This is a genomic window from Paenibacillus amylolyticus, from assembly GCF_036894225.1.
GTDB lineage: Bacteria > Bacillota > Bacilli > Paenibacillales > Paenibacillaceae > Paenibacillus > Paenibacillus amylolyticus.
In genome coordinates this window covers 1,045,725-1,071,782 of sequence record NZ_CP145892.1, presented here as the reverse complement: position 1 = coordinate 1,071,782, position 26,058 = coordinate 1,045,725, and the positions used below count along the sequence as shown (strand labels likewise).

Here is a 26,058-nt window from a genome sequence, read left to right as displayed (position 1 = left end):
TAATGTAACGTTGGATATGGTTTGAGCTATGATTACACCGGAACGGAGATTGCAGACATATTACTTATTATAGACACAAGAGCGAAGCAGACAGAAAGGACCTGAAGAAGCGAAGCGTGCTCCTTTATCACCGGATTTCTACCTTCAGGGGGAAAATCATTAAAATCCGGGGATAAGAGAGATCGAAAGGTTTTCTGTCTGTGTAGTTCCTGAGTGTCAAATCAAGTATGGTCTGCAATCGGAGTGGTCAAGTATAGTCCTAGGTGCATTCCATGTCTTTTTTTACATTAAACCAAATTCCAGAACAGGGCGGTATTCGCCACCGTAACCATCGTGAACAATAATGTGTTCACAAATGCGGCGAGCCATACATTATTCGTTTTTTCAAACATTTTGCGTGCATACACGGCAGCGATGATGAGACAAGGCACCAGTGCAAAGAGCAAAATGCCATTCAATGCCTGACCTGGATACAACGCCACACCTGTCATAAAGTCTTTGCCGTATTGCACCAGCAACCACAGCACCAACCCGCCAACATTCAGTACAATCGTCAGTAACGTTCCGCTACGTTTGCCGCGTGTGTTGGCATTCAGAGCAACTGCACTGACAAAGTAATAAATCAGGAAGAACGGTGTATACCGTAAGGCGGTAATGAAGTGTTCACTCTCGAACGTACGGACCGCAAACGTCCAGATCCGGAAATCTGTTCCGAAGATCGCCTGCACTACAAACAGCAATGCGTATCCGATGACTACTGCGAGCACCGCGGTCACCAAGCTGGCAATGATCGTAACAGGATTCAAGCTGATACCATAATCGCTGAAACGGGTTCCTGCATCCTTTTTAGAGAAATAATGGAAGGCAAAGGTCACCAGGATCATAATTAACGCCGAAACCAACGCCCAATACACAATCTGGTTCGTTGTTGGTTCATTGAAGTACGAACTTGTAACCACAATCTTGTCTGCATATTGGAAGACAAGCCACATCACTAGGGACACAACAGCCAGAAGCACGCTGCCTACCGCAATATTTTTCATCCGGCGGCTTGATGTATAGTCGTTCTTCTTGCTTCCAGCCATCACGAACCCAATAATGGCTCCAAGCACACTCACGGCAAGTACAATCAGAGCGATGATGCGAAGCACATTCAATCCATTTGCCTCTTTATCCATCAAGGTTGGGAATAAGACCGCTGGAATCAGGGTGCTGAATGCGATAGCAAGCCAATAGATTGATTTTTGTTTCCCACTGACTGCTGCGGACACCGTTGCAATCTCTCCCGTTACCGTTTTGCGCAAGAACGGCAGTCTGATCAACAACGTAATCAGCGGCACAATCATCAAGAAGAATCCAATCAGAGCGACAAAGTTAAATGCCTCTTTCGCCCACCAGATCTGATTGCCCGAATCCAGATTCACATTGGTCTGATTAGGCGACGTCACACCATTAAATGCATGTGCATAGAAGTCGATTAGATGCCCAGTTGTTGTACGCGAGAAATGGTTCCATGGGTGAGTCTGATTAGGTGTAAACAGAATATGCTCACCCGTTTGGGAAGGACGTACCACTTTTCCGTCTACGGTCAGATCGCCGGATGGTACTTTGGTAAATGTATCGGTCGTACCTCTTGGCGCATCAGGTGCAAGGCCAAGGAAGGCTTTACCCGAAGCCGTTGCTGCAAAATCCTTGCGAGTCACCGTACCTTGTACTTCTTTCTCCGCGGCTGTTTTCTCTTCATCTGATTTGTTGAAGAAAAACTCGTCATATTTCCCCGCGACCATGCCCACCGTCCGACTGCCAAATGCAGCCTGAAGCTGATCCTGTGGCGCAACCGCCGCAGCGTAAGAGTAATCCGCACCTGCTGAGATGCCTGTGTAGATCATACGGTATCCTGTTTGAAGGGAACTCATCTCGTCCATGTACATTGACAACAGCGTTGAGAACCCACCCATGGAGTGACCGCTGACTGCCACGTAGGCATTGCCTTTCTCATCTTTCTTGGTGAAGTCCTGCTCATAAATATATTTGGCTGCATCAAACTGCGAGTATATCCAGAACGTTCCGAACAGATCCTTTACCGGAATATCTGCACTCCAGCGGGAATCCCCGTGGTCATACATGTCCAGTGCAAGCACAATATAGCCGCGTCGGGACATCTCAATAGCAGGTGCATCCTGCATTTCTTTCGTATTCAGATATCCATGTGTTGTAATAATGACCGGACGTTTATCATCCGCACCTGCCCCTTTAGGCATGTAGAGCAGACCCGATAGCGTGCCGTGATCGGCTTGGAATTTGATCTCTTTGACCTTAACGGAATAAAAGGAAGAGTTGAACATTCCAGCAAACAAGCTGCCGAAAATGACCAAAACGAGTGATAAAACCAACAACCCCTGCGGTTTTTTTAAGAATGATGTGACTGTTCTCATAAAGGTCCCCTTAATAAATATAAAATACTAGATAAATGAATGAATAATAGTGCATTGTAGATACGTCCAAAGAGCTATTCAAATTAGATGTAAATGATAACATGTAAAAATTGACTTAGTATGGCCTAAAAAAGGCACACATAACGGCGCCGGACGTCCGGCGCCATTACCTGTGTCACTTGCTGCATAGTAGCTTAACGTTTGCTGACTCAATCTCTATACCTGTCTAATGAATGACGCTGGGCAAACCCGTGACCATTCTTATTTCACATTCTTATTTCATCGACTCAGATAATTCTGTGAAAATAACACCCAGCGCATACGCACCAGCATCCGGGTAGCCCAGACTACGATCACCGACGGCACCTGCACGTCCCATACGTGCCACGATGTCTTCGGTTTTCTTCGCACCTTCAACGGCTGCTGCTGCACCTTTGGCAAATGCTGTTTTGAAGTCATCGCCAGACTCCGCACTTTGAGTCCAGGAATCGGCACACGGAACGAGTGCATCAATCAAGGTTTTATCACCTACAACGGCACCACGTCCGAAGGAACGTTCTCCTGTAGACTGAATCCCTTGCACCGCTGCATGGATCATCTCGGCGAATTCAGCAACGTTTAATTGCTGTTTATCCCCTACTGCTTTGCCAGCCGCACGGAATGCCGAACCCCAGATTGGGCCGGATGCGCCGCCACAATATTCCATGATGACCAAGGAACATGCATCGAGGAATGATCCGATGTCTTTTTTATCTTCGTTAATGATGTGATTCCATTCGCGTTTCAACTGGCGGAAGCCTTTTGCCACACTCATACCGAAATCGCCATCACCGGCATGGGAATCCAATTCACAGAATGGTACTTCATTCTTGATGATGATCTCACCCATTTTATCGATCAGATAGACGACATTGTCCAGTGAAAATTGATTGCCTTTGATGACCGCAGCTGATGCATCCGTCTCCACTTCGTAAGATACAGGAGCGTCTTCACCCACAACAGCTTCCAGCGCTTCGGAATACGCCACTTGTGCTGCTGGAGGGCCGGATACTTTAAATGCAGGTGTATCACTTTCCTTGAACAACAGCGTTTTTAGTTCATCATCCAGTTTCAGGATCGTAACCGACGCACCCGCCATATCGATACTTGTCATGTAGTTGCCTACAAACGTAGTAGCGACCTTCAGACCTGCATGTCCAGCAAGCTCACGCTGAACGGAATTGTTGAGTAGATACAGTTCTTGCAGTGGCGTTGCACCAAAACCATTCACGAGCACCGCAATCTCAGCAGATGCATCCTTATCCAGCTTCATGTCTGCGAGCAATGCTTCGACCATACGTCCTGCCAATTCATCCGCTGATACCAATTTCTCACGGCGAATCCCTGGCTCACCATGAATCCCTACGCCGAATTCCATCTCATCTTCAGCAATTTCGAATGTAGGCGTGCCTTTGGCGGGCACCGTACAGGATGTGAATCCAAAACCAATACTGCGCACGTTCTGAGCTGCTTTCTCAGCAACGGATTTCACATCTGCCAGACTGCGGCCTTCTTCGGCTGCTGCTCCGGCGATCTTGTGAACCAGTACAGTTCCGGCAACGCCGCGACGCCCAACGGTATACAAACTGTCTTGTACAGCGATGTCATCCTCAACACGTACATACTGTACGTTGATGCCATCTTCTTCAGCCAGATGTGCTGCATTCTTGAAGTTCATCATGTCGCCGCTGTAGTTCTTGATGATCAAGAGTGTACCCTTATTGCTGGCTGTTGCCTTGATCGCTTGATACACCTGGATTTGGGAAGGAGATGCGAATACATCTCCACACACCGCTGCATCCAGCATGCCTTTACCCACATAACCAGCGTGAGCCGGTTCATGTCCGCTGCCTCCGCCACTGATCAGGCTGACTTTATCGGCCTGAATCTCTCTGCGTTTAATGACTTTATATTTTTTCAGAAATTCAAGCTCCGGGTGTGCAAGCGCAATCCCGTTGCACATTTCCATAACAACATGTTCGGCCTGGTTAATAATTTTCTTCATTATTTTACCTCCCGACGAGCTGCTTTGTACTCACGACCCATTCGGTCAGCCGCTGCAATGGCAGCAGCCACTTCAGGAACGGTGATTGGGAACGGCATGGCGTGAATGGATTCTTCCGGAATACAAGCGATCTCTGCCACTTTCAACAGTTCTTCCTGACTAATCGTATCTACACCGATATCCGCCAAGCTGATCGGCAGTCCCACTTCGAGACAGAAGTCCATGACTTCATGCAGCTCTTCAGTTGGTGCATTTTCAAGGACGAGCTGTGCGATTGTACCGAAGGATACTTTTTCACCGTGGAAGAAATGATGTGTGCCTTCCAGAACAGTCAAACCGTTGTGGATCGCATGTGCTGCGGCCAGACCGCCACTTTCGAATCCAAGACCAGACAACAGAATGTTGGTCTCAACGATATTTTCCAGCGCCTGAGTCACGACGTTGCTGTCACTGGCTACTTTTGCTTTTGCACCGTCAGTCAGCAGCATTTCATAACACAGTTTTGCCAGTGCAAGCGCCGCATTGGTACCTACTGCAGATGGGGTATATCCTTCGCGGGAACCCATTGGCAGACTTGCGTTTACACGGGAATAGGATTTTGCTGTTGCTCTTGCTTCGAAGTATGTAGAGAGCGCATCTCCCATACCGGATACGAGGAAACGTGTTGGTGCATTGGCAATTACGGTTGTATCAACGAGAACCACACTTGGGCTTTGTTTGAAGTAAGCATAGTCATCAAAAGAACCATCCGGTGTGTACAATACAGCCGAGTGACTTGTCGGTGCGTCTGTTGCCGCAATCGTTGGGCAGATGATCAGTGCTTCGCCTTCTGCTACACATTTAGCCGCATCAATGGCTTTACCGCCACCAAGACCGATGGTAGAGTCACATCCTTTTTCCTTCGCGATCGCTTGCAGACGAGCAACTTCCTCACGGGAACATTCCCCTTTAAAACCGCTTTCAACAAACGTAATATTAAATTTCTCGGCTGTTGCATCCAGCTTTGCTTTGACACGCTGTACATCATCTGGATGTGCAATCAGCAAAGCAGATTCTCCGAAGGATTTAACAAAGTACCCCAGGTTCAACAACTCGTCTTCGCCTTGTACATATTTAGTTGGGCTGATAAATGCTTTTCTCATAATATTATATGCCTCCTATTGATATGAATTGGTTTAGTGATTACATCAAATTTTAATTTCTTACAATTGACCTTAATATAACGCATGAGCAACAGGTTTACAGTGGACTTTGATAACAAATTATTATAATTTACAATCGTAATTTTTTGCTTTTTGGCACAATCATGGTATCTTATTGTCATGAGATGGTTGAATTTTGACCTCCTATTATACATTACCCGTCATCATTACATCTTAATATGTACAACTTGCTAACTTTTAACGGCCTAAATTATGAATCTGGTTAGCCTATGGAGGTTGCACCAATGATCAAAGAATATCTGCATATCAATAAAATTCTGGACCTTAATAAATGGAAGCGTCTACAAGATTCTCTCGCAACAGTAACCAAACTGGCGATCCTCACCGTTGATTATAAAGGCATTCCCGTAACCAGTCACAGCAGCTGTCAGGCTTTCTGCCAGAATGTCCGTAAAGACCCTGAGCTTCTCCCCTACTGTCAAAAATGTGATTCACGCGGTGGTCTGGAAGCCGTCCGGTTGAATGAACCTTATGTGTATTTATGCCATTTCAATATTATTGATATCGCGATTCCAATCACAATTGATGGCAAATATATCGGCGCCGTCATGGCAGGACAAGTGAAACTCGCCGATCCGGAAAAGGGTAGCGACTTGGAGCAAATTGTCACGTCCAAAAACGTACCCATGCATGCAGCCAAGCTGGAGGAATTAAAGGATGATTACGCCCAGCTACCTGTGATGACCTATGAAGAGATTGTGAAAATCTCCAACATGTTATCCCTGCTCTGCAACTACATTGTGGAAGAAGCGCTAAACAAAAATCTGTTAGTTGAAATGTTCGAGAAAGCTTCAGGCAATCAGGAGACTCTGAACCTCTCCACCATTCTGCCGGGTTACTCCATTCGTAATATCGAGTCGATCAAAAAAGAGATGACTAATGCGATAGCGGATGCTTATCTCAAAAATAGCCCAAGTGACACGGAAAGCTCCAGTCCGGTGCTCCAGCCTGCTTTTGAATACATTCACAGTCACAAAAGTGAACAAGTTTCACTCAAACAAATGGCCGATCTATGCCACCTGAGTCCGAGTTATTTCAGCAGACTGTTTGCCAAGGAAACGGGTGAAAACTTCACAACCTACCTGGCTAAACTCAAAATTAAGTGGGCCAAACAATTGCTGGAGGTCACCGACATGCCTGTCTCACAGATCAGTGATGAGCTGGGATTTAATGAATCGGGATATTTTATCAAAATATTCAAAAAGTTCGAGGAAATTACGCCTGCTCTCTATCGCAAATACCTCCAGGAGAAAATGTAGATTCACTGATACTTTTTTCGTATCAAAGATGAGGTTAAAAGATATTTCACCTATTAATCTGCCATTGTTACAATGGAGTCCAGATGACTTAGGGAGGCGACATGAATGGAATATCGCAAATTAGGAAACAGTGGATTAACCGTCAGTGAGATTTCACTGGGCAACTGGATTACGCATGGAGCGCAAGTCGAGGATGGAATAGCAGAAGCTTGTGTGCGAACCGCATTGGATGCAGGTATTACCACATTTGATACCGCAGACGTATACTCAAATACCAAGGCTGAATCCGTGTTAGGACAGGCTCTTAAGGATATACGAAGAGAAAGTATTGAACTATGCACCAAAGTCTGTCACCCAACCGGCACAGGTCATAATGACCGCGGACTTTCACGTAAACACATCATGGAAGCCTGCAATGGTTCATTACGGCGGCTACAGACGGATTATATCGATGTCTATTACGCTCACCGTTATGATTACAACACTCCGCTGGAAGAGACGTTTCTGGCATTCTCCGATTTGGTGCGTCAGGGCAAAGTCCATTACATTGGCGTAAGTGAATGGAACGCAGATCAGATTGCAAGAGGAGCCGCTTTGGCGCGGGAACTTCATGTCCCCTTCATTGCAAGTCAGCCGCAATATTCGATGTTGTGGCGTGTGATTGAGCAAGAAGTCGTACCTGCAAGCGATCAAGCAGGGCTGGGACAGATCACATGGTCTCCTCTTGCTCAGGGTATACTATCAGGCAAATATGCGCCTAACGCAGCATTGCCCACCGGATCACGTGCAGCTGCTGAGGCAGGAGCACCCTTTTTCAATAAACTGGCTGGTCAGTGGTTACGTGAAGATGTTCTTACCGCTGTGCAACAACTTGTTCCACTCGCTAAAGAGATTGGTCTAACTCTCCCCCAACTCGCTGTGGCGTGGGTTCTTCAGCATACGTATGTTAGTTCCGTCATTATCGGTGCATCCCGGCCAGAGCAGGTATTGGAGAATGTTAAAGCTTCTGGTGTGAAACTGGACCCTGCGATCATGACTCGTATTGATGAAATATTGAATCCATGGATTGAGCGTGATCCAACCAAGACTGGTTAAACACATTCATCAACAATACCCATAAAGCGGGACACTACTTCCTGATTCATATCCGTCCGCCATGCCGTATACAACGGTACGGAGGGCGGATTTTCTTCTAATGGGAGAAAGACTACACCCTTTCGCTGGAACACATCCACCGATGACGGGACAATGGAAATGCCCATGCCCGCCGCAACGAGATTCACAATCGTATACATTTGGATCGCTTCCTGCGTAATTCGAGGATCTACGCCATGCTCCCTGCAATAATCCAAAACGAGACGATGGAACGGAGAACCCAGATGCCTTGGGAATAAAATAAAATCTTCATCCGCCAGTTCTCGAATTGAAACTTGAGTCTGAGAAGCCTTCGGGTGATGATCTGGCAATACAGCAATCAACGTTTCCATCTGGCAGGGGCGGAACGAGACATGACGAGTATCTTCCTGATATCGCAAAAATCCAATATGGATCTGTCCGTCTTCCAGTGCCTGCAATTGTTGGGATGAAGTCATCTCACGCAGCGTCAATTCAATCTGAGGATACGCAGCCCGAAATTTCCTAAGAACATCCACCATAATGCTCCCCGAAGCCGAATCCACAAAGGCTATGGTTATATGCCCGATGATGCCCTGATCTGCTTTTTGCGTAAGCTGAATGGATCGTTCGAGCTGGGCCATGATTAGCCTGGCCTGTTCCAGAAATACCGCACCTGCCGGGGTGAGACGAACCATTTTTCTGGTGCGCTCCAACAACTTCACGCCAAGCTCATCCTCTAAATTCTGAATCTGCTGGCTCAGCGGTGGTTGCGTCATATTTAATTTTTCCGCTGCACGGTGAAAATGAAGTTCTTCTGCCACGGTGATAAAGTATCTTAACTTCCGAATATCCATAAGCCAATTGCGCATCCTTCCGTCTACCTTGTTAATTCATCTGTTCCTGAACCCAGATTGCCGACTCAGCCAGCATCGTCATCAATTCATTAAAGTCCACAGCAATTTCCCGCAGAGGAGTTTCCCCTGCATCGTGGATCAACATCAGCACCTTGCCTGAATTTTGATCCAGTATAGCCATACTTCCTTCACCAAATCCACCAATCGGGAAAGGCTGGAGGTCAGCTGGCAGCTCGTATTCTTTCTCATATTCACGGTATACTTCCAAAAAATCCGGATAAGCCCAGCTCAGTTCTTTCACCGAATACAAGGCAGGGTCGCCGAAATTACATGCACCGAATTCAAGCAAAAGTGCGCGATATGCTGCGGGCAGTTTTACATTATGCTTTTGTTCAAAATCCTCAATGCTCTGTTGCGTTTCAGGAGTACACCCTTCTCCCATTGTTGTATCGTAGGCTTTTACCAAAAGATCACGAATCGGTTCCAATTCTATTGACGTCATTTAAACTCCCCCTTAAGGTACCTTTCCCCACTGATCAGCCGTTGTGAATTCAATAGTTCTCCTTGAAGCGCAACACCTTACCCAAACAAGAGTCGAGCATTAAAATCAACTTCTTATCTCACCTGTTTACGCAACTCTTGATCCAGCCATTCCAGTGCTGCACGCAACTTGTCCTGAGGAACTTTCTCATAACGATCACCCGTAGACAATTCAAAGGCACAGCTGTTCCCACTTGTTTTGTTCAGATATGAAGTCAATCCTATGCCATACTGCTGAGCCATTTGCACAAGAATTGGTTCAACTTCGGCAGCAGCGAGCGCAAAGTTCACATGGAACATATTGGATACCGGCACCTCGGGTAAGGTTTGTATTCCGTGACACGCATTCAGTAAGAAGGCTAGTTCTTGAGCCTGCTCGTAATACAACTCCATTTTGCCAATCCGTTCATTGAAATAATACTGAGAACTCAGAATATACGGATACAGGCCGATCAGATCTCCGCCGTGCCGACGTTTCCATACTTTCGATTCTTGCATCACATCCGGATCACCCGCCAATATAGCCCCCGCAATACCTCCAATGCCTTTATAAAAGGATACATACACCGTATCAAACAAACTGCAAATCTCCGCAGACGTTTTCTGATAATAGGGAGTAATCTCAAACAGGCGTGCCCCGTCCAGATGCAGCTTAATCCCGCGTTCACGGCAATAGGCCGAGATCGCTTCCAGTTCTTCATACGCCGGTAATTGCCCACCAATCTCGCGTTGCGGAAGTTCCAACAGCAGACAGGCAATGTCCTGATCAAGCGCTTGTACATCTTGCAAACGAATCAAACGATCCTTGTCCGCCAGCAAAATCGATTCAATCTGGTGTAACTCTTTCAATCCGTCTTCCTCATGGATTTCCAGATGACACAGAGGGTGGTAAGCTACTCGCTTTACCCCTTTGCGGTCACACCAGATCCGTAATGCAATCTGCTGCGCCATCGTTCCACTTGGGAAAAACACCGCCGATTTCTTGCCGAGAACGTCAGCCATCTGTTGCTGAAATTCTTCAATGAGGGGGCCGTTGCCGTAGTGGTCACTAAACAACTCCCCATCGATCTGCTCCAGTACGTTCTGAAGCACCTTCACTTGGCGACTGCCATGACCACCTACAATAAAGTCTGCCTGATTAAATGCATCACCCAACGTTAACGCAGTTTCTTTCAAGATCACTCACTCCTTTATAGTGCATGTTCATAAACGGACTTTTGAACAACCTCTTATAGGTCTGGTTCTGTAATAATCTCAACCAAAGCGCTGAGCGCACTAGATATATGTTCACCACGGGAATACACAAATCCTACTTCCAACCGACAATAAGGATCAGGCAATGATAACACTGCAATCTCGCCTCTTAAATTTGCTTTGGTAACCGAAGAACGTGGCAGCAATGATACACCGAGCCCTGCAGATACACCATTCAGAATCGTGTCCAGTGTTCCATATTCCATGATGTTAAGCGTGTGGATACCCTGATCGTTCAAAAAGGATTCCGCCTGAGTGCGATGAGTGCATCCGATCTCAAAAAACAACATCGGCCTGGACAATAACGTGTACATCTCATGTACTCCAGGTTCAGCGACCAACACCAATTCCTCGTCATACATCTTCATATAATTCAGCTCAGGATGATCAATCGGGCCATATATTAAGGCTCCATGCAATTCATGTTGGATGACCTTCTGGTTCAGTTCATGGGTCCCACCCGTGACAAGCGAATGTTTTACTTCCGGGTAACATGAAGTATATTCAGCCAAGAGCGGCGTCAGAAAAGTAGAAGCTGCTGTCTCTATGGCACCTAGACGAAGCATGCCAGCTGGTGGGTTACCCACTTGCGTGGCCTGCTCTGCTTCATATAATAATTCTAATATTCTATCCGCATACCCAAGCAGGTTCTCTCCTGCTGGTGTAAGCGACATCCCCCGATTGGAACGATGAAATAACGGTACTTGCAGTTGGGTCTCCAACTGTTTAATCCGTGCTGTTACATTGGACTGCACATAATTAAGTGAGAGCGCAGCTTTACTGATACTACCTTCGCGGGCAACCGCCTGAAATATTTTCAAATCACCTGCATCCATACCCTGATCACCTGCTCGTCGTTATATCGGCATTCTGCATCATCCGATTCATGCAAAGTGCTTATCTATTATTTTTAATGATACTGACAATCATTTTTGTTCATTTTACGTGAATCTGCTCCGTCTGTACAATGAGGCTCAGTAGTGAAATCTAGCTACACAGACAGGAGGAATATTGAACATGAAAGCTATTGTCCATTCGGCCCAGAGCGGCCTTGCAGGTCTTCAATATACAGAGTCAATCTCTCGGGCACCAGAAGCCGGGGAAGTGCAGATTCAATTAAAATCCGCTGGTATCAATCATCGGGATCTATTCATCATGGCAGGACGCGGCCCTCAGGACATCCCACTCGTTCCCGGTTCCGATGGAGCAGGTATTATCGTAGCGATTGGCGAAAGCGTAAGAGGGTTCGCGATAGGAGATGAAGTCATTATCCATCCTACGCTCGGTTGGGAACATGCATCTGAAGTGCCCACCGTACCCGATATTGTTGGTGGCCCTATGGATGGAACACTGGCTCAATATATAACGTTGCCTGCTGAAAATGCCCTGCCTAAGCCAGCCCACCTATCCTGGGAGGAAGCAGGTGTGCTGTCCCTTTCAGCCCTGACGGCCTATCGCGCCTTATTCACTCGCGGTGTATTGAAGAAAGGTGAACATGTGCTCATTCCCGGTATTGGCGGTGGTGTAGCAACCTATGCCCTGCTCATGGCGGTTGCGGCAGGTGCCAAGGTGACCGTCACCTCCAGAAGTGAAGCCAAAAGAAATGAGGCACTGCGCTTGGGTGCTACCCATGCATTGGATAGTCATGCCGATTGGAGTACGCAGAACGATATGGAAGCTGTGGACATCATCTGGGATAGCATCGGACAAGCCATGTTCCCAAAATATTTTGATATAATCAGACCAGGTGGACGTATCGTGATGTATGGTGCAAGCTCGGGGGATGATCTGACTGTACCCATTCGCTCTATCTTCTTCCCGCAGATCAGTCTGATCGGCACCTCTATGGGCAGCCGTGAGGAGTTTATCCAGATGCTGCAATTCGTGGAGCAACATGACATACATCCTGTAATTGATGGCGTATATCCGTTGCAAGACGTAGCAAAAGCATTCGAACGCATGGAAAAAGGCGAGCAGTTTGGTAATCTGGCTATCCTTATGGAGTGACATCTATTTTGAGATGGGCCTTCATGAATTGTTGAAAATTGATTAACGATAATGGGGTGAATCCATCTGACCGGTCTCGCTAAACGTATACTAATTGTTCTTATTACTATTATCATTGTGGCCCAAATTCCTATGTTAAAAGAAACCTTAGCCCGAGGAGTTACTACGTTATATGTGAAGATAAAGTATCCCGAACATTCCTTTCAATTCCAAGACTTCATCTACGAGTCTCATTTCGGAAACTATATCATTTCTTATACTGATCAAGACGAACAACGCATTAGTCTGATGCTTGAGCCCAATTTTTTTCCGGCGCTCATTACGTATGATCCATTGAATCAACCCATGAAATGACTAATTTGTTCACGCTATGAATCATTCAGGAGGTATCGATATGGACAATAGATTACATTTGGTAGAATTGGTCCGCAAACTGATCTCTGAAGGAACGGAAGCCGAGTTGGATGACATGTTGACGGAGCTACAGCAGCAGGTACCACATGCGGAGATCAGTAATCTGATTTTCTGGGATGATCGAGACCTGACGCCTGAACAGATTGTGGAAGAAGCCTTGGCTTCCCGTCCAATCATTCTTCCACCCCAATCTTAATATTCTTCAGGAGATGAACGATAGGATATGTCTGACATGTCTGATATGAATCATAATAACAACAATGAACACCCTGATTTTAACGAAATCAGTGGTGAAGAAAACATATTGGTCAGAGGAGCGGCCTTTGCTATTCTTGTTGCACATCAACAAGTTAATGGTGCAGCATCCGCGCTAGAATCACTTCAATCCGATCCTGATTTTGGTTCTTCTGCAATGCGGGTACTGCAATTGAAACAAGGAAGTAATAATCAATAAACCAAGTTTACCCTCCCCAATTTCCATAATTTCGTTATAATGGTAAGCAAGACACCATGCTATTGGAGGAGAATTATGGAAACGGAAGCTTTACGCAACGTGGAACAACTAGCTCTGAAGAAACACAAGATTTACAAACAAAGTTTAATCAGGTACCTTGCACGCTCCATGCTGGCCAGTATGTTTATCGGATTCGGCGTCATCGTGGCGTTTAAGACAGGTAACTTCTTTTATATGGAGCAGTCCCCGTTTACCTATCCGATGGCGGCAATTACGTTTGGCGCGGCCATCATTCTGATCGCCTATGGCGGGGGTGACCTGTTCACGGGCAATACGTTTTATTACACGTATGCGGCGTTGCGCAAGAAACTGCGCTGGTTCGAAGTGATCAAACTGTGGATTGCGAGTTATAGTGGTAACCTGATGGGCGCAGCTGTGTTTGCCCTGTTAATCTACCTGACCGGATTGTTCGACTCGTCTCAGGTGAACGGTTTTCTGTTAAGCGTGGTGGAGCATAAGATGGAAGTTCCAACCATGCAGCTCTTTTTCCGGGGAATCCTGTGTAACTGGCTTGTATGTATGGCGTTCTTTGTCCCGATGTTCATGAAGGAGAATGGAGCCAAAATGTTTGCCATGATGCTCTTTGTGTTCTGCTTCTTCATCTCGGGATACGAGCACAGCATCGCCAATATGTGTACGTTCGCGATTGCACTTGTGCTGAATCACCCGGGGACGATCTCATTTGAAGGTGTGCTTCACAACCTGGTTCCCGTGACCTTGGGTAATCTGGTGGGTGGTGTGCTGCTGATGGGCTTCATGTATTATGCGGTGAACAAACCGTTTCTGGATGAAGAGACACATTAATCTCTGGCAAAAAAAGCCCTCCTTCCGGCCCGGTCCTTCGACCGTGGCTAATCGGTAAGAAGAATCCAAAACACCCCGGCATCCTTCCCATCTCAGGGAAAAGGTTGCCGGGGTGTTTCTCTATAGGCAGGCTCACGGATAAGCCGCCTGCCCTCCACACGCATAGCCATGTGATACACAATCACATGGCTCCAGGGGGTGGGTCGGCAAGCAGGCCGCAATCAGGTTGCCCTGTGTTGCCCGCTTGCCAACCCATCCGTGGCTTAGAAGTACTCCCGCCACGGAGTATATTCAATATCGTTGTCGCCGCGCGTGACCACGATCATATTCTCAATTTTGCCCGTCTCCTTATTGGTACGGTAAATCATCGTACGTGTCTCGCCTTCTTCCGGCACAGAGAACAGGAACTTGTCCGCAACGAACGAAGAACCAAGTCCAGTGGGCATGTTCTGTAAAGGCAGAGCCCGTCTTGCTTGTGAGCAGCAGACCAATCCCGTAGGCTGTAGCCGTTTGTGCTGCTTTGCCAAAGAGATGCTCGCCTTGACTGGTCGTGTGCGTTTGCTCCGAATACCTATATTTTTCCGTATCCTTGCTATAGTCCACCACATTGCCCTGTTTATCCAGACTGATGGTGGTCGTTTCGCCCTTGTCGCTTTTCACCTGATACGTACCTACGATGGAATCCTCGGTTATTTTTACCGTCTTGCCAGTATTGGGGTCAGTCTGATAGATTACATCTTCGTACTGAAGCCGAATGATGTTCATACTGGCCTGAATCTGCTGCGCCAGTTCTTCGTCACCCATCTCTTTGGCTTTCTTCAGCATTTCCTCATAGTTCTGGTATTTCTCGGCATCCTTCTCATCCCATTCATCCATGTTCTTTGGTGGACCTGGCGTTTTGTCCAGATCATCGCCTTTATTTTTGCCCATGGTTGATAGCGCCCGCGCTGCGGTCAGCGCCGTCATGATTGCCTGGCTCACCGCCTCTTCATCTGTCGTGCGGAAACGCTCGGCAATCTTCTTAAGCTCCGACTGAATGGACAGAACCAGTTCCAGAACAGATTTCATCGTGCCTTGAGCCGTTGAATAATCGTTATAAAAACGCTCACGCTCCATGCCATCCCAGTTGCTGCGCATGACACTCATCTTGCCGTCCAATGTGGACATGAAGCCCGATAATTGCTGATGTGCCTGAGCGAACTGCCCACTGACCGTCTCCAGTTGTTCCGGTGTCACCTTGATCTGTGTCATCCTGCACACTCCTCTTCGTGGTCATTATATCCCGTGGTTAACCAATGTGTTGCCCGAACAGAACTCTCCCAGATCTCGACCAACTTGTCATGATCCTGTTCCCGATATTCAACGACTAACATGTCCAACGTATGCTCCTTTTCTATTAAAAGTAAAAGGTTATGTAAAAGCCCGATCCTGGGATCGGACTTGTTTAATACATCAAATTTGAAATAACTCTACGTTTATTTTACCATGTCCATCATTCAATCTGTACCCATAATTTCCAATCTTGAGTCAACGTTCTACCCCCGTTTTTGGCTTCCAACGGAAGGTTGCTGCCGATTGGGAAGGCAGTATATATCGAAACGAATCTCCGCTCATGACTACATCAAAGGAAACTTCTGCCTCACCCGTGTTAGCTGCAACCAGCACCATCGTTCCATCCGGATTGCGGAAGGTTACGTTCTCGATCTTGCCCTGTTCTTGCGTGGAAGCAACTCTCAAAGCTCCCGGACGTACATAACGGCTGATGTGGCCTAACGCATAATACTCGACATTTCTAATGATTTCATTATTCTCCGAGTCAATCGTCACAACCCCACGACAGTTCTCACAGCCACCATTCGTAGGTCCACCTTGCGGATCGAGTGCGATGTTCCAGAGCAGCACATTTTTTGCCCAGTTGCGAGGTGCACCAATGATGAGATTGGACATCTGCCAGCTCAGATTCTCGCCAAAATCAGGACTCCACTCCCCACCACTACATTCGGTAAAATAAATATTTTTGTCTGGGAAGCGCTCATGCACTTCCGACATGGCAGATGGATCACCTGCATAACAGTGGAAAGCAGATCCATCGATATATGCAGCAGCCTGCTCATCACCAAGCACCTTGCTGGTATATTCAACCGCCTGATCCCAGTTATGATCATACGCGATGATTCGCGTGTCCAGTTCTGCATCCTGTAACGCCGGGCCGAGATAATCGCGAATGAACATCGCTTGTTCTTCGGATCCCATACTCATACTCGGATATTTATCCGAGGTGAACTCCGGTTCATTTTGCAACGTCATCCCGTAGATGGGAATGCCCTTTGCCTGATAAGCTTTGATATACTTCACAAAATAGCTCGCGTACGCTTCATACACCTGGGGATCGTTGTAATCCAGATACCAACCGTTAGTAGTCTTCTCCCCATACTTCATCCAGGCCGGGGCCGTCCACGGTGTGCCCAGCACTTTAAGATCCGGTTTCAAATCAGCTACACGCTCCAGCATATTCACAACTTCCTGATCCTTTTCGATCGAAAAGGAATCCATGTCATAGTCCTTGCCAGACTCGATATCATCATAGGTATAACTCGAAGCCACACCTGTTTCATCTACCGAATAATCGGAGGCACCAATCGTATGACGCACCATATCCATGTTCAGCCCTTCTGTTGTAAACAGTTCCTTCAGCAGTTGCTCTTGCTGTTCCTCTGGGAGCTCGTTGATCAGATGTGCCGATGAACCCGTCATCGCTGCGCCAAAACCAGCCATGGTCTGATACGTCTTGTCCGGGTCAATCTGTATGGTGAACGCCGACGAAGAAATGTCTGGCTCCTGCGTTGAAGAAACTGAAGAACTTGGGTCTGCATCATGGTGATCGGTGATTGGAATGGGCTTCTGTCGTGCAAGCAGATTTTGCTGATCTCCCGTGGTTAACCAAACTTCGGCCGTTCTCTGTTTGTCCACAACCGGTGGCGGAGCGGGTTGTTCACTTCGGTTGAAGATAAGCCAGATTCCTATACCGACAAAACAAACAGCAGCGATCAACAGGATCATCCATCGTTTGGGATATTCTCGCCAACCTATGTTTATCATGCTTCACTCTCCTTCCATTGCGGAAAAAGCCGCGGCCACTAGGCCACGACTCATTTTCCTAATCTATATGAAGTAGAACAAACTGCATTTAACGAAATAACTTCGCCGGGAGAAAAACCTTCCAATCTCCCTTATTGAACTTTATTTACCGGACTTGCTTCCGATATTCACACTGCCTGTCAGACGGATATCATCCGATGCACTGCCAACATACACTTGGACTTTACCCTTAGGCATTACCCATTCATGCGATGTTTCATCCCAATAGGACAATGCGCTGCGATCCAGTTGAATGTTGACCCGTTGTTGCTTGCCTGCTTTCAGATCAACCTTCGCCCAGCCAGCAAGTTGTTTCTCCGGGGTCTCGACTTTGGTTGGCAGATTGCCAACATAGACCTGTACAACTTCTGCACCGGCAACTTTACCGGTATTACGCAGATTCAGCGATACTTCTACAGTTTCCTTATCGCCTTTACCTGTGTTTTTCACATGCAGATTACGATAATTAAAATCGGTATAAGACAGTCCGTGTCCAAAGGCAAACGCCGGTGTCATGCCTTCTTTGTCATATCCTTTGTAGCCTACAAAGATACCTTCGGAGTAGTTACCCACCCCATTCACACCCGGGAATTGTTCCGCAGTGGATACCGGGGTCTGGGAATCATCTGATGGGAACGTCACTGGCAACTTACCGGATGGATTCACATCACCAAACAGCACACGTGCCACTGCATTACCTTGTTCCTGACCTGCATACCAAGCCTGAACGATGGATGGCACTCCTTTTTGCCAGGAATCCATTTCAACAGCGCGACCACTCATTTGCACCACGATCGTTTTGGGATTGGCTGCTGCTACCTTGCGGATCAGCTGCTCCTGGTTATTCGGCAGCTCCAGGTCGGAACGGTCGACGTAACCTTCACTGTCATACGTACGAGTTACCACGACGGCAACATCGGATTTTTTCGCCAGCTCAACTGCTTTTTGCATTTTAATATCCACAGCGTCGTCTGGAGCTTCCCAGCCGAAACGAACCTGTGCACCCATATCATGATTGGTCTGTACCGGGAAATCCGTACGATACTCAATTCGAATATTGTGGGACTCACCTTCTTTGAATGTGATTTCTTTCTTCGTTGTACTCAATGTTTCACCTTGATTGTCTACGAGTAATTTATCATCCACATACAGTTTCGCAGAACCTAGACTGGTCAGGGACAGTTTATATTCACCCGTTTGAGGTGCTGTGATCGCCCCTGTCCAACGAGCAGACATTTTGGCATTGAATTTCGTAGGTGTCACTGGAAGCTTGGAAGACTGTGCGTTAAAACCTTCATAGTTGTAGAATCCAAGATTCATGTTGACCTGATTATCTGTACGGACCAAAGAAGGATTACCCTCCATATCTTTATTCGTCCAGTATTCAGCACGCAGACCGTATTCCGCACGATCTGTACCATAGTCTCTTTCACTTTCCTGAGCATCCGCTGGTGATAAAAGAGTAGAAGGTACGGCGGATGGTCCATTAAATGCATCTCCTGCGGAGATAGGATCCGTTCCGGCAGCATATTTTACATCCACACCGTTACCGGCACGGTTACGAATGCCTTGAAGTGGACTTACAGTATACGTCGGATTAACCAGACTGCTACCTCCACCAGCAGCAGATGCGTTATCTGCATCCGGACCGATGACAGCGATGGATTTCACGTTTTTCTTGGACAGCGGCAGCACATTATCGTTGTTTTGCAAAAGAACCATGCTCTCTTCTGCAATTTCACGTGCCTGTTTGCCGTCTTTCTTAGCATTGATTTGTGTATTCGTTACAGGGTTATCGAACAGCCCTTTATCGAACATTTGAAGCAAAATGCGTCTAACCTTCTCATCAACGGTTTGCTCGCTGACTTCGCCATTGTTCACGGCTTCCAGCAATTTGTCTCCCCATTTGCCGTAAGGCTCTCCCGGTGTCTCCAGATCCAGACCCGCATTGGCGGACTTGGCTGTGCTGAAGTTTGCACCGTAGTCACTCATGACAAACCCTTCGAAGCCAAACTGATCCCGAAGGACATTGGTCAGCATCTCCTTGTTCTCACAAGCATATGTACCGTTCACCTGGTTAAATGAACACATTGCTGAACCAAGATCCGCTTTTTCGACCATCGCCTGGAACGGACGTGCATAGACTTCCTGAATGGCACGTTCGCTGGCTGTTGCATTGGTCGTGAAACGTTCCGTCTCCTGGTTGTTCAGGATATAGTGTTTCGCTGTAGCGATAACTGGATTACTTTGAATCCCGTTCACATACGCTGCACCCATGCCGGAAGCCAGTAGCGGATCTTCCCCGAGAGATTCGAAGTTCCGGGAACCCCATGGTGTACGTGCAATATCCAGCCCAGGGCCGAGCACTACATTATGTGTTGTATCATGTGCTTCCTGACCGATCAGATCGCCATATTTCTTGGCCAGATTGGTATCCCAGGAAGCGGCAAGCGCGATGGGTGCAGGCAATGCCGTGGACTTTTTGTCCTGCACATCCGGGTTAGCCACACGTACTCCTGCGGGTCCATCTGCCATCTGTAATGCCGGAATGCCGAGGCGCTCCAATTCATCATTATAGAAACCATAATAGTTATTTACTTTACCGGTTACGAATCCAACTTTCTCCTCCAGCGTCATCTCCTTGAGCAGCAGCTCGGTGCGTTCTTCCGCTGATAGAGATTTGTTCATCCAAGGCCGATTGGCCCCAGATTCCGCCTCCGCGGCGAAGGCGTGCAGCGGCATAGCCGCAACCGCCACGATGATTAATAACATAAACCATCGTTTGAGGAAAATCAGATTGAGTCTTCTGTTCATGTTGTAAGTTCTCCTTCTCTCTTGATCATTTTTCTTGTGCACATATTGAATACATGTATACAAGGGAATGCGAACTGGCTTGATCCCAGTCTTTCAAGCATTCAGGTCGTCCTGCACATGGCTTCTGAAACTGCAGCCTGCAAGCAAGTCAGCAGATTTCGCTTCCTAACGATAGCCGACATGATCATGAATTACATCCCCTTAAATTTGGTAAATGACCGATTGGAACAAGCCTAGTTCTTTGGAATCACCATATTAATAATTCAGATAACAAAACAAGAAAACGAATTATTTACATTTCCGTAACTACTTTAGAACAAATTCTTTACTTTTAAAAACAGTCGGTTCGACCCACTCCCGATCAACCAATTAATGCAATTAATTATCAGATTAAGGAATATGTCGACACACTCTGGGTCCTAAGTCTATTTGAAAACGGAACCAATCCGGTCCATTGAAATATCCAAAAATATAAAAGCAACTGAGGTCCCTTTTAACAGGTTCTTCAGCTGCCTTTATGTTGGAATTGCTCCATATTGTTCACTTTCCATCCATGATTCTTGTTCTACACTCGTTATATTGAGATTCGAAGTTACATTGAAATCGGAGTAGCAAATAAAAAACCGCCCCAAGAGGGACGGCTCACTTCTGTTCAATCACTTCTAGTTCTGTAACTGTGCAAGAATCTGCGGGTCCTTGATCTTTTTATCTTCGGCGAGCAACATCACCTTGGACAAAATCTCAGCTGTTCTCGGATCTTCATCGAGGAATGGCAGGAAGATTCGACCCCGATGCTGACTGTGCACCGGAACAATATGAAGTGCACCTGTTGCTTGTTTAAACACATTACCACTCCCCAGATGAACAGCATACTCACCCAATTCACCATCAATTCGTGCGTAATTCCCGTCCAAACGTACATTGTCGATCTTCAGCAGACGCAACGACTCGTTCACAATGACGTGACGCATCTCGATTGTTGTCAGGCTGGCTTCCGGATCTACGCCTCCCACATGTGCAACGCTGACCACCAGATCGATATCACGCATAACTTCCGAGAAGAACGTCAGCGGCACATCTTGCAGCGCTACAGGTTTGTAGCTCTTGCGATCGTAGAACTGCACCGTCTCCAAGGTAGGTGCTTCGGTATCTGCTGGTGAGAACCAATCTGCCATAGCATAGAGATTCGCGATCAGATTATGCTCATAACTTACCTTCTGCAGACCTTCCTCATAACTGACAGTCCATTGGCGTCCTTTAAGCAGAGCTACTGCTTTTTTCGGTTGAATCTGATACCCCGCATATCGGCGGGACACCGTACCATTAGCCAATTCGTCCTCGTTAGGAAGATACAGCTCACGGAATACCTGCTTGAACGGCTGACGCTCCTGACGGGTGAACAGATCCCGCTGGAATTCACTCCAGCTTCCGCTCTGATACAGATGAAGCGGATGAGCAATCAACAGTTGATCCTGTTCCGCTAGTGCATGGACCGTACCCTCCGGTCCTGGTGCAACCAAACCATTGGATAATACATCGAATCTTCCCGTCTTGTCACCTGACTGGAATACAAGTGTTCTTACCAGCGGTTGTATAACCGGATTTTGCATCAGACTGGCAATTTCCTGACGTGTAAAGGATGTTCCAGCAGTCATCGAACGTTCCAGCTCCTGTCGTGCCCGGCGATACTGATCCACCAGATCCGATTTCAGCTCTTTCAGTTCAGCGATATATCCATCTTTTTTAAACCGGGCAGGTACAGATTTGAGTGTCTTCCCTTTGCTAACGATAACCATCTCGGGTTGGCCTTCCTCATCAATGATCAATTGTGCTGTCGTGTCAGCATCTAATGCATGAGGTTCAAAGAAGGATTTCATCTCATCCAACTTACGTGCTTCCATGTCCCACATCAGCCGCGTAACATCGGCATAACCTGCATTACGAGCAAGATTGCCCAGTGCAATCTGCGATGCCACACCTTCACTGGCACGGCGTTGCGCACCGAATTGTTTGCTCTGCATCAGGAACTTCTGAATGAAGTCGTATCGCTCACGCAGATCCTGTTCGCGATTTACAGCGAATGGAATCAAACTGTAGGTTAACAAATGATCCTTGTTTCGCTTGTCTGACACGGACTCACGCATATCGTCCAATCGAAGCTTGCCCAGTGCAGCATCTGCGAACAATTGGGATCTGCGGTGGTTAGATCCCCCGGAAATGTACTTGGCACAATCGTATAACAGATTGAATCGTTCCTCTCCGACAGCAGCATAGGCTTCTTCAAACCATGCGATATCAAACGCACCTTCATTAAAGTCCTGTGGTGAGATTGGAGAATAGTGGGCCACGATGGTTTCTTTCTCGGCAGTAAAGCGTTCATTAATATGGGCATGGAAGTACCAGGCTGCACTGCGTAGACCTTCCCATCCCAGATGTTTCGCTACAATCTCCATCCACTGCGGGGCGTACATGGCTGCTTCCAGCAATTTTTTCTCATTCACCGGATACTTATGGAGCAACTCCCCAAGACGCTTCTCATCTTCTCCATCCCGTGGATGACAATTCTGAATTAAATAGCTAAACGTCTCTTTACGTGTTGTGTTGTCTCCATAACTATAGATATATCCACGGACAAATGTATCCTGATCCATCGCCGAGACCAGATGTACCCAGTGTTCCATGCCTTCAATTCGATCCAATTTCATGGCAAGTGTGCTTACTTCTGTAGAGAGTTCTCCCCGGGTCAGCTCAATCTCCAGAATGCGATCGACCACCGCATCTCGCAATTGAACAAGCTTCGGATCACTCGCGATCATTTCTGTACGAGTGGATGTTAAGTCCCGAATAAACAACAGACGATTCCCACCGACCAGCACCTGTCGATATATCTCTTGATCATCAATCAGGTTCAACTGGTACGCACGCAGGAAATCTTCAAGTGACAGTAAAGACAGCGGTTGACTACTCTCTACAAGACTGGTGAACTGGTAAGCTGTCTGGAAGAAACGTTTGAAGCTGTTATCGTCATGGATTTTGCCACGAACTACATAATTCCAAGGTCCAGTCAGAATATGAAGCATGCCTGACTCTTTTTCGAGTCGATCAGCAGGCATACTTGCGATGATGGAGGCCCAGGTTTTCTCAGCTATTTCAAACGTGTCGATCGGATCGCTATCCTGAAATGCCGCCGATATCAGTGCCACTACCTGATCCTTATACGTTAACGAATCCAGCATCTGCTGTAGCTTTTCGATGTCATCCAGAGGATAGATCCGTTCGGCAAACGACTTGCGCCAGCCTTCCAATAACGGAATCTTCTGCAATTCGTCATAGTCATACTGCTCACGGAAATAACTGTAATGGTCGCTCAAATTGCCATTGAACTCCCCGAGCTGTATAGCCATGTATAGTTGCATCAGTTCCACACTGTTGAACTCGGCATGTTGAATATAGTTCTCCCATACGTCATGAAGCGGGAACTGTTCCATCTGCTTCATTTCATTCCGCTCTCCATACGGAACCTTGGAGCGAAGACTCGCTCCGACTAACAATGTGTCTTTATAGCCAGCGTAGTATTCCACTTGATACTCATAATCCCTGTGTTCATGCACTAATTCACTAAGTCCCTCCAGAAATGGTCTGGTCTTATCCAGAGAGAGTGTAAAGATATCCTTCGGATTATGGCCCTTGAGATCACGCTTCTCATCCAGCAATGACTCACGTCGCTTCGGATCAAATAAACCAAATCCATTAGAAACTGTGAAACGACTCCCCTGATCAGTCAGCTTATCCAGTAGTTTCTGTTCCTTGGCAGTGGGTGTCTCAATCAGCTGCGCCAATGGCTGCAATTGCTCCTGCTGATCTATCCGCTCTGGATCTGCCGCAATCTCGGTCAATAATTCTAGCGCACCCAAGCGCTGCAGTTCACTCTTGGCCTGCAAAAGTCGCTTCAGCGAGACCTCCAATTGGTCCACGGGTTGCAGTAACAATACATGGATGACCTTCTGACGAAGTGAGCCTGTTTTGAGCTTCATCAACGCCTCCATCTGTTTCATCTCATCAACCGTCAACGTGAGCAGCTTCGCTTTGGCGAGTGCACTCTCCCGATTACTGATGCTTTTATCAGACAAACTCTCAAACACAAACTGTCTTTGCACCTCATTATTGGGATGCTGAACAAACTGGGACAACAGTTCTCCGCGCAGTTCCGGGCTTAAACGGTCCTTGATTGCGATGACCTCCCCGATCCATTCCGGGTCCATATCATAAGCGGCCAAATATAACATTTTCTTGACTACATCATCCGTATCAATCCGGTAGTGAACATACTCAAGTACACCCGATGGTCCACCTGACCCGCCTTTTGGAATGGCAGCCAGCATCTGTTTGAACCGATCAAAATCCTGACGCCGCAAGCCCTTATCTCCAAGAGCAGGCAATGGCCACACGTAGACGCTACGCTGATTCTCTCCATTCTCGAAACTCCAGTTGTACATATACATCGCATCATAGTTGGTCACAATCCAGTGCATCAACTCGGTATCCTGCGCCTCCAGATAACGACGTGCAATGTCCAAACGAAGCTCCCTGTTCTGGCTGTTAGCCAGTACATATTGAGCAACAATCTTCTGATATAACTGACCTTGATCCATAATCTCGATTATCTTGCTCTTCAATTCATTCTCTTCAATGACCGCTGTCGCCCAAAGACTGATAAAGAGTTTGTTGGCGTTAGCTTCCTGCTGCCAGGCCTCGCGTACTTCTGGTTGCACAAGCGCCTGATAGGCCTGTTCAATCAACTGTGCCGCAACACGCTGGTTGGCTGCTTCTATACCGATCCCCGTCCATACGGCAAGCGCTCTTACCACGGAACTGAAACGAATCAGGTTGTTGTCGATAATGATTTTTAATATGTAAATATAGGCTTCCAGTGTCCCTTCATCCATCCGCTCCACAATGCTTTGGCGAAGCCCTTCCTGCAACCTTGCTGCAACGAGTAGCTCACCCACCATCTGATAGGCATCCGCCTGATCGCTCATGAATATACCTTTGATCATTTCATGGGTTAACAGCGCCGTCTGATTGTCACCATAGATAATATCATGTAGCGCCTGCTTCATATCTCCGCCCTGATGATCCAGTTCATAAGCGATACAATCCGCCAGGACCCAACGGATCTCATGCAAATAATCCAGCTTGTACTCACGAAGTGACACATATTCTTCCAGCGAGAAATTTTTCATTTCCATACGGAACAATCCCATCAGTTTACGGATGACTTGTTCTACATGCTGCTCCGGATCGGATGTGCGGAAAGGGCGGCGTTCATAGTTGTTACTGTATGGGAAACGAGTCGCACGCTCTGCGATATAACGGAATCGTGCAACCAATGACTCGCTCGCCAGATGCTGGAGCACATCCAGTAGTGGCTCGAATAATGGTTTCTGTGTTTCTGCAGCCAACCTTCCAAGCAACTTATCAGTATTCAAAAACATCTTTTCGTCTCCACGTAAATACGTAGACCCGGCGATCTCCACAACATAGCCTGCCAGCTCAAGCTGTACCCCTGTTAACGACTTGGCTCTTTCCTGCAATCCATCCATATACACCTGTACTTGCTCTTCCTGATTCATCCTGTTCTC

At 47.1% G+C, this 26,058-nt stretch carries 18 protein-coding genes; 6 read left to right on the top strand and 12 right to left on the bottom strand.

Translation table 11 applies throughout. From position 1 onward, the window contains the following. Positions 1 to 287 precede the first annotated feature (287 nt). The 3 genes from V6668_RS04820 to V6668_RS04810 form a co-directional block, all read right to left on the bottom strand. Positions 288 to 2,435 (bottom strand): hypothetical protein, encoded by a 2,148-nt coding sequence (locus tag V6668_RS04820; protein ID WP_076329779.1) that lies wholly within the window; start codon positions 2,433 to 2,435, stop codon positions 288 to 290. Between the two features lie 274 nt (positions 2,436 to 2,709). Beyond that, positions 2,710 to 4,479, bottom strand: a complete 1,770-nt coding sequence (gene dhaK, locus V6668_RS04815; protein WP_338707838.1) for a dihydroxyacetone kinase subunit DhaK — start codon at positions 4,477 to 4,479, stop codon at positions 2,710 to 2,712. After that, positions 4,479 to 5,621, bottom strand: coding sequence for a glycerol dehydrogenase (locus tag V6668_RS04810; protein WP_017690500.1), 1,143 nt, complete (start codon positions 5,619 to 5,621; stop codon positions 4,479 to 4,481). Before V6668_RS04810 ends, dhaK begins: the two co-directional genes overlap by 1 nt. 305 nt (positions 5,622 to 5,926) lie before the next feature. On the opposite strand from V6668_RS04810, the gene V6668_RS04805 reads away from it, so the two are divergent. Next, entirely contained in the window at positions 5,927 to 6,961 is a 1,035-nt protein-coding gene (locus V6668_RS04805) for a PocR ligand-binding domain-containing protein (RefSeq protein ID WP_036606178.1), read from the top strand. 105 nt (positions 6,962 to 7,066) lie between these two features. Continuing rightward, entirely contained in the window at positions 7,067 to 8,056 is a 990-nt protein-coding gene (locus V6668_RS04800; protein WP_338707837.1) for an aldo/keto reductase family protein, read from the top strand. Here V6668_RS04800 and V6668_RS04795 read toward each other — a convergent pair. The 4 genes from V6668_RS04795 to V6668_RS04780 all read right to left on the bottom strand — a co-directional run bounded on the left by V6668_RS04795 (position 8,053) and on the right by V6668_RS04780 (position 11,561). Then, positions 8,053 to 8,931: a LysR family transcriptional regulator gene (locus tag V6668_RS04795; protein ID WP_127550536.1), complete on the bottom strand. Its 879-nt coding sequence runs from the start codon at positions 8,929 to 8,931 to the stop codon at positions 8,053 to 8,055. The genes V6668_RS04800 and V6668_RS04795 overlap by 4 nt on opposite strands. 31 nt (positions 8,932 to 8,962) lie before the next feature. Next, positions 8,963 to 9,433, bottom strand: a complete 471-nt coding sequence (locus V6668_RS04790) for an SMI1/KNR4 family protein (protein ID WP_338707834.1) — start codon at positions 9,431 to 9,433, stop codon at positions 8,963 to 8,965. 113 nt (positions 9,434 to 9,546) lie between these two features. Further along, positions 9,547 to 10,647 carry a threonine aldolase family protein gene (locus V6668_RS04785; protein ID WP_338707833.1) on the bottom strand — a complete coding sequence of 367 codons (1,101 nt, stop codon included), beginning with the start codon at positions 10,645 to 10,647 and terminating at the stop codon, positions 9,547 to 9,549. Positions 10,648 to 10,700: 53 nt separating this feature from the next. Continuing rightward, on the bottom strand, positions 10,701 to 11,561 hold the full coding sequence (locus tag V6668_RS04780) for a LysR family transcriptional regulator (RefSeq protein WP_338707832.1): 861 nt from the start codon (positions 11,559 to 11,561) through the stop codon (positions 10,701 to 10,703). 181 nt (positions 11,562 to 11,742) lie between these two features. On the opposite strand from V6668_RS04780, the gene V6668_RS04775 reads away from it, so the two are divergent. The 4 genes from V6668_RS04775 to V6668_RS04760 all read left to right on the top strand — a co-directional run bounded on the left by V6668_RS04775 (position 11,743) and on the right by V6668_RS04760 (position 14,464). Next, positions 11,743 to 12,732: an NAD(P)-dependent alcohol dehydrogenase gene (locus tag V6668_RS04775; protein WP_338707831.1), complete on the top strand. Its 990-nt coding sequence runs from the start codon at positions 11,743 to 11,745 to the stop codon at positions 12,730 to 12,732. A gap of 394 nt (positions 12,733 to 13,126) precedes the next feature. Continuing rightward, positions 13,127 to 13,342 (top strand): hypothetical protein, encoded by a 216-nt coding sequence (locus V6668_RS04770; RefSeq protein ID WP_338707830.1) that lies wholly within the window; start codon positions 13,127 to 13,129, stop codon positions 13,340 to 13,342. A gap of 36 nt (positions 13,343 to 13,378) precedes the next feature. Continuing rightward, on the top strand, positions 13,379 to 13,600 hold the full coding sequence (locus V6668_RS04765) for a hypothetical protein (RefSeq protein WP_338707829.1): 222 nt from the start codon (positions 13,379 to 13,381) through the stop codon (positions 13,598 to 13,600). A 75-nt stretch (positions 13,601 to 13,675) separates the two neighbouring features. After that, complete coding sequence (locus V6668_RS04760; RefSeq protein ID WP_017690511.1) at positions 13,676 to 14,464, top strand: formate/nitrite transporter family protein; 789 nt, start codon at positions 13,676 to 13,678, stop codon at positions 14,462 to 14,464. A 348-nt stretch (positions 14,465 to 14,812) separates the two neighbouring features. Here V6668_RS04760 and V6668_RS04755 read toward each other — a convergent pair whose 3' ends face one another. From V6668_RS04755 to V6668_RS04735, 5 genes are all read right to left on the bottom strand, one after another. Further along, positions 14,813 to 15,715, bottom strand: coding sequence for a WXG100 family type VII secretion target (locus tag V6668_RS04755; RefSeq protein ID WP_338707828.1), 903 nt, complete (start codon positions 15,713 to 15,715; stop codon positions 14,813 to 14,815). Further along, on the bottom strand, positions 15,712 to 15,837 hold the full coding sequence (locus V6668_RS04750; RefSeq protein ID WP_282615757.1) for a hypothetical protein: 126 nt from the start codon (positions 15,835 to 15,837) through the stop codon (positions 15,712 to 15,714). The genes V6668_RS04755 and V6668_RS04750 overlap by 4 nt, the downstream gene beginning before the upstream one ends. Before the next feature lie 154 nt (positions 15,838 to 15,991). After that, positions 15,992 to 17,563 carry a glycoside hydrolase family 30 protein gene (locus V6668_RS04745; RefSeq protein WP_338707827.1) on the bottom strand — a complete coding sequence of 524 codons (1,572 nt, stop codon included), beginning with the start codon at positions 17,561 to 17,563 and terminating at the stop codon, positions 15,992 to 15,994. Between the two features lie 141 nt (positions 17,564 to 17,704). After that, positions 17,705 to 20,416 (bottom strand): glycoside hydrolase family 3 C-terminal domain-containing protein, encoded by a 2,712-nt coding sequence (locus V6668_RS04740; RefSeq protein WP_338707826.1) that lies wholly within the window; start codon positions 20,414 to 20,416, stop codon positions 17,705 to 17,707. A gap of 662 nt (positions 20,417 to 21,078) precedes the next feature. Beyond that, the gene (locus V6668_RS04735; RefSeq protein WP_338707825.1) at positions 21,079 to 26,049 is read right to left on the bottom strand and encodes a DUF4132 domain-containing protein; all 4,971 of its coding nucleotides are present in this window, start codon (positions 26,047 to 26,049) and stop codon (positions 21,079 to 21,081) included. Between the last annotated feature and the right edge of the window lie 9 nt (positions 26,050 to 26,058).

What these genes read in the sequence shown, in the direction of transcription:
- V6668_RS04795 (WP_127550536.1), bottom strand. Translation starts at nt 8,931, where the DNA reads ATGGATATTCGGAAGTTAAGATACTTTATCACCGTGGCAGAAGAACTT.
- V6668_RS04765 (WP_338707829.1), top strand. Translation starts at nt 13,379, where the DNA reads ATGTCTGATATGAATCATAATAACAACAATGAACACCCTGATTTTAAC.
- V6668_RS04755 (WP_338707828.1), bottom strand. Translation starts at nt 15,715, where the DNA reads ATGACACAGATCAAGGTGACACCGGAACAACTGGAGACGGTCAGTGGG.
- V6668_RS04800 (WP_338707837.1), top strand. Translation starts at nt 7,067, where the DNA reads ATGGAATATCGCAAATTAGGAAACAGTGGATTAACCGTCAGTGAGATT.
- V6668_RS04750 (WP_282615757.1), bottom strand. Translation starts at nt 15,837, where the DNA reads ATGTTAGTCGTTGAATATCGGGAACAGGATCATGACAAGTTGGTCGAG.
- V6668_RS04810 (WP_017690500.1), bottom strand. Translation starts at nt 5,621, where the DNA reads ATGAGAAAAGCATTTATCAGCCCAACTAAATATGTACAAGGCGAAGAC.
- V6668_RS04740 (WP_338707826.1), bottom strand. Translation starts at nt 20,416, where the DNA reads ATGAACAGAAGACTCAATCTGATTTTCCTCAAACGATGGTTTATGTTA.
- V6668_RS04820 (WP_076329779.1), bottom strand. Translation starts at nt 2,435, where the DNA reads ATGAGAACAGTCACATCATTCTTAAAAAAACCGCAGGGGTTGTTGGTT.
- V6668_RS04735 (WP_338707825.1), bottom strand. Translation starts at nt 26,049, where the DNA reads ATGAATCAGGAAGAGCAAGTACAGGTGTATATGGATGGATTGCAGGAA.
- V6668_RS04805 (WP_036606178.1), top strand. Translation starts at nt 5,927, where the DNA reads ATGATCAAAGAATATCTGCATATCAATAAAATTCTGGACCTTAATAAA.
- V6668_RS04760 (WP_017690511.1), top strand. Translation starts at nt 13,676, where the DNA reads ATGGAAACGGAAGCTTTACGCAACGTGGAACAACTAGCTCTGAAGAAA.
- dhaK (WP_338707838.1), bottom strand. Translation starts at nt 4,479, where the DNA reads ATGAAGAAAATTATTAACCAGGCCGAACATGTTGTTATGGAAATGTGC.
- V6668_RS04780 (WP_338707832.1), bottom strand. Translation starts at nt 11,561, where the DNA reads ATGGATGCAGGTGATTTGAAAATATTTCAGGCGGTTGCCCGCGAAGGT.
- V6668_RS04745 (WP_338707827.1), bottom strand. Translation starts at nt 17,563, where the DNA reads ATGATAAACATAGGTTGGCGAGAATATCCCAAACGATGGATGATCCTG.
- V6668_RS04775 (WP_338707831.1), top strand. Translation starts at nt 11,743, where the DNA reads ATGAAAGCTATTGTCCATTCGGCCCAGAGCGGCCTTGCAGGTCTTCAA.
- V6668_RS04790 (WP_338707834.1), bottom strand. Translation starts at nt 9,433, where the DNA reads ATGACGTCAATAGAATTGGAACCGATTCGTGATCTTTTGGTAAAAGCC.
- V6668_RS04770 (WP_338707830.1), top strand. Translation starts at nt 13,127, where the DNA reads ATGGACAATAGATTACATTTGGTAGAATTGGTCCGCAAACTGATCTCT.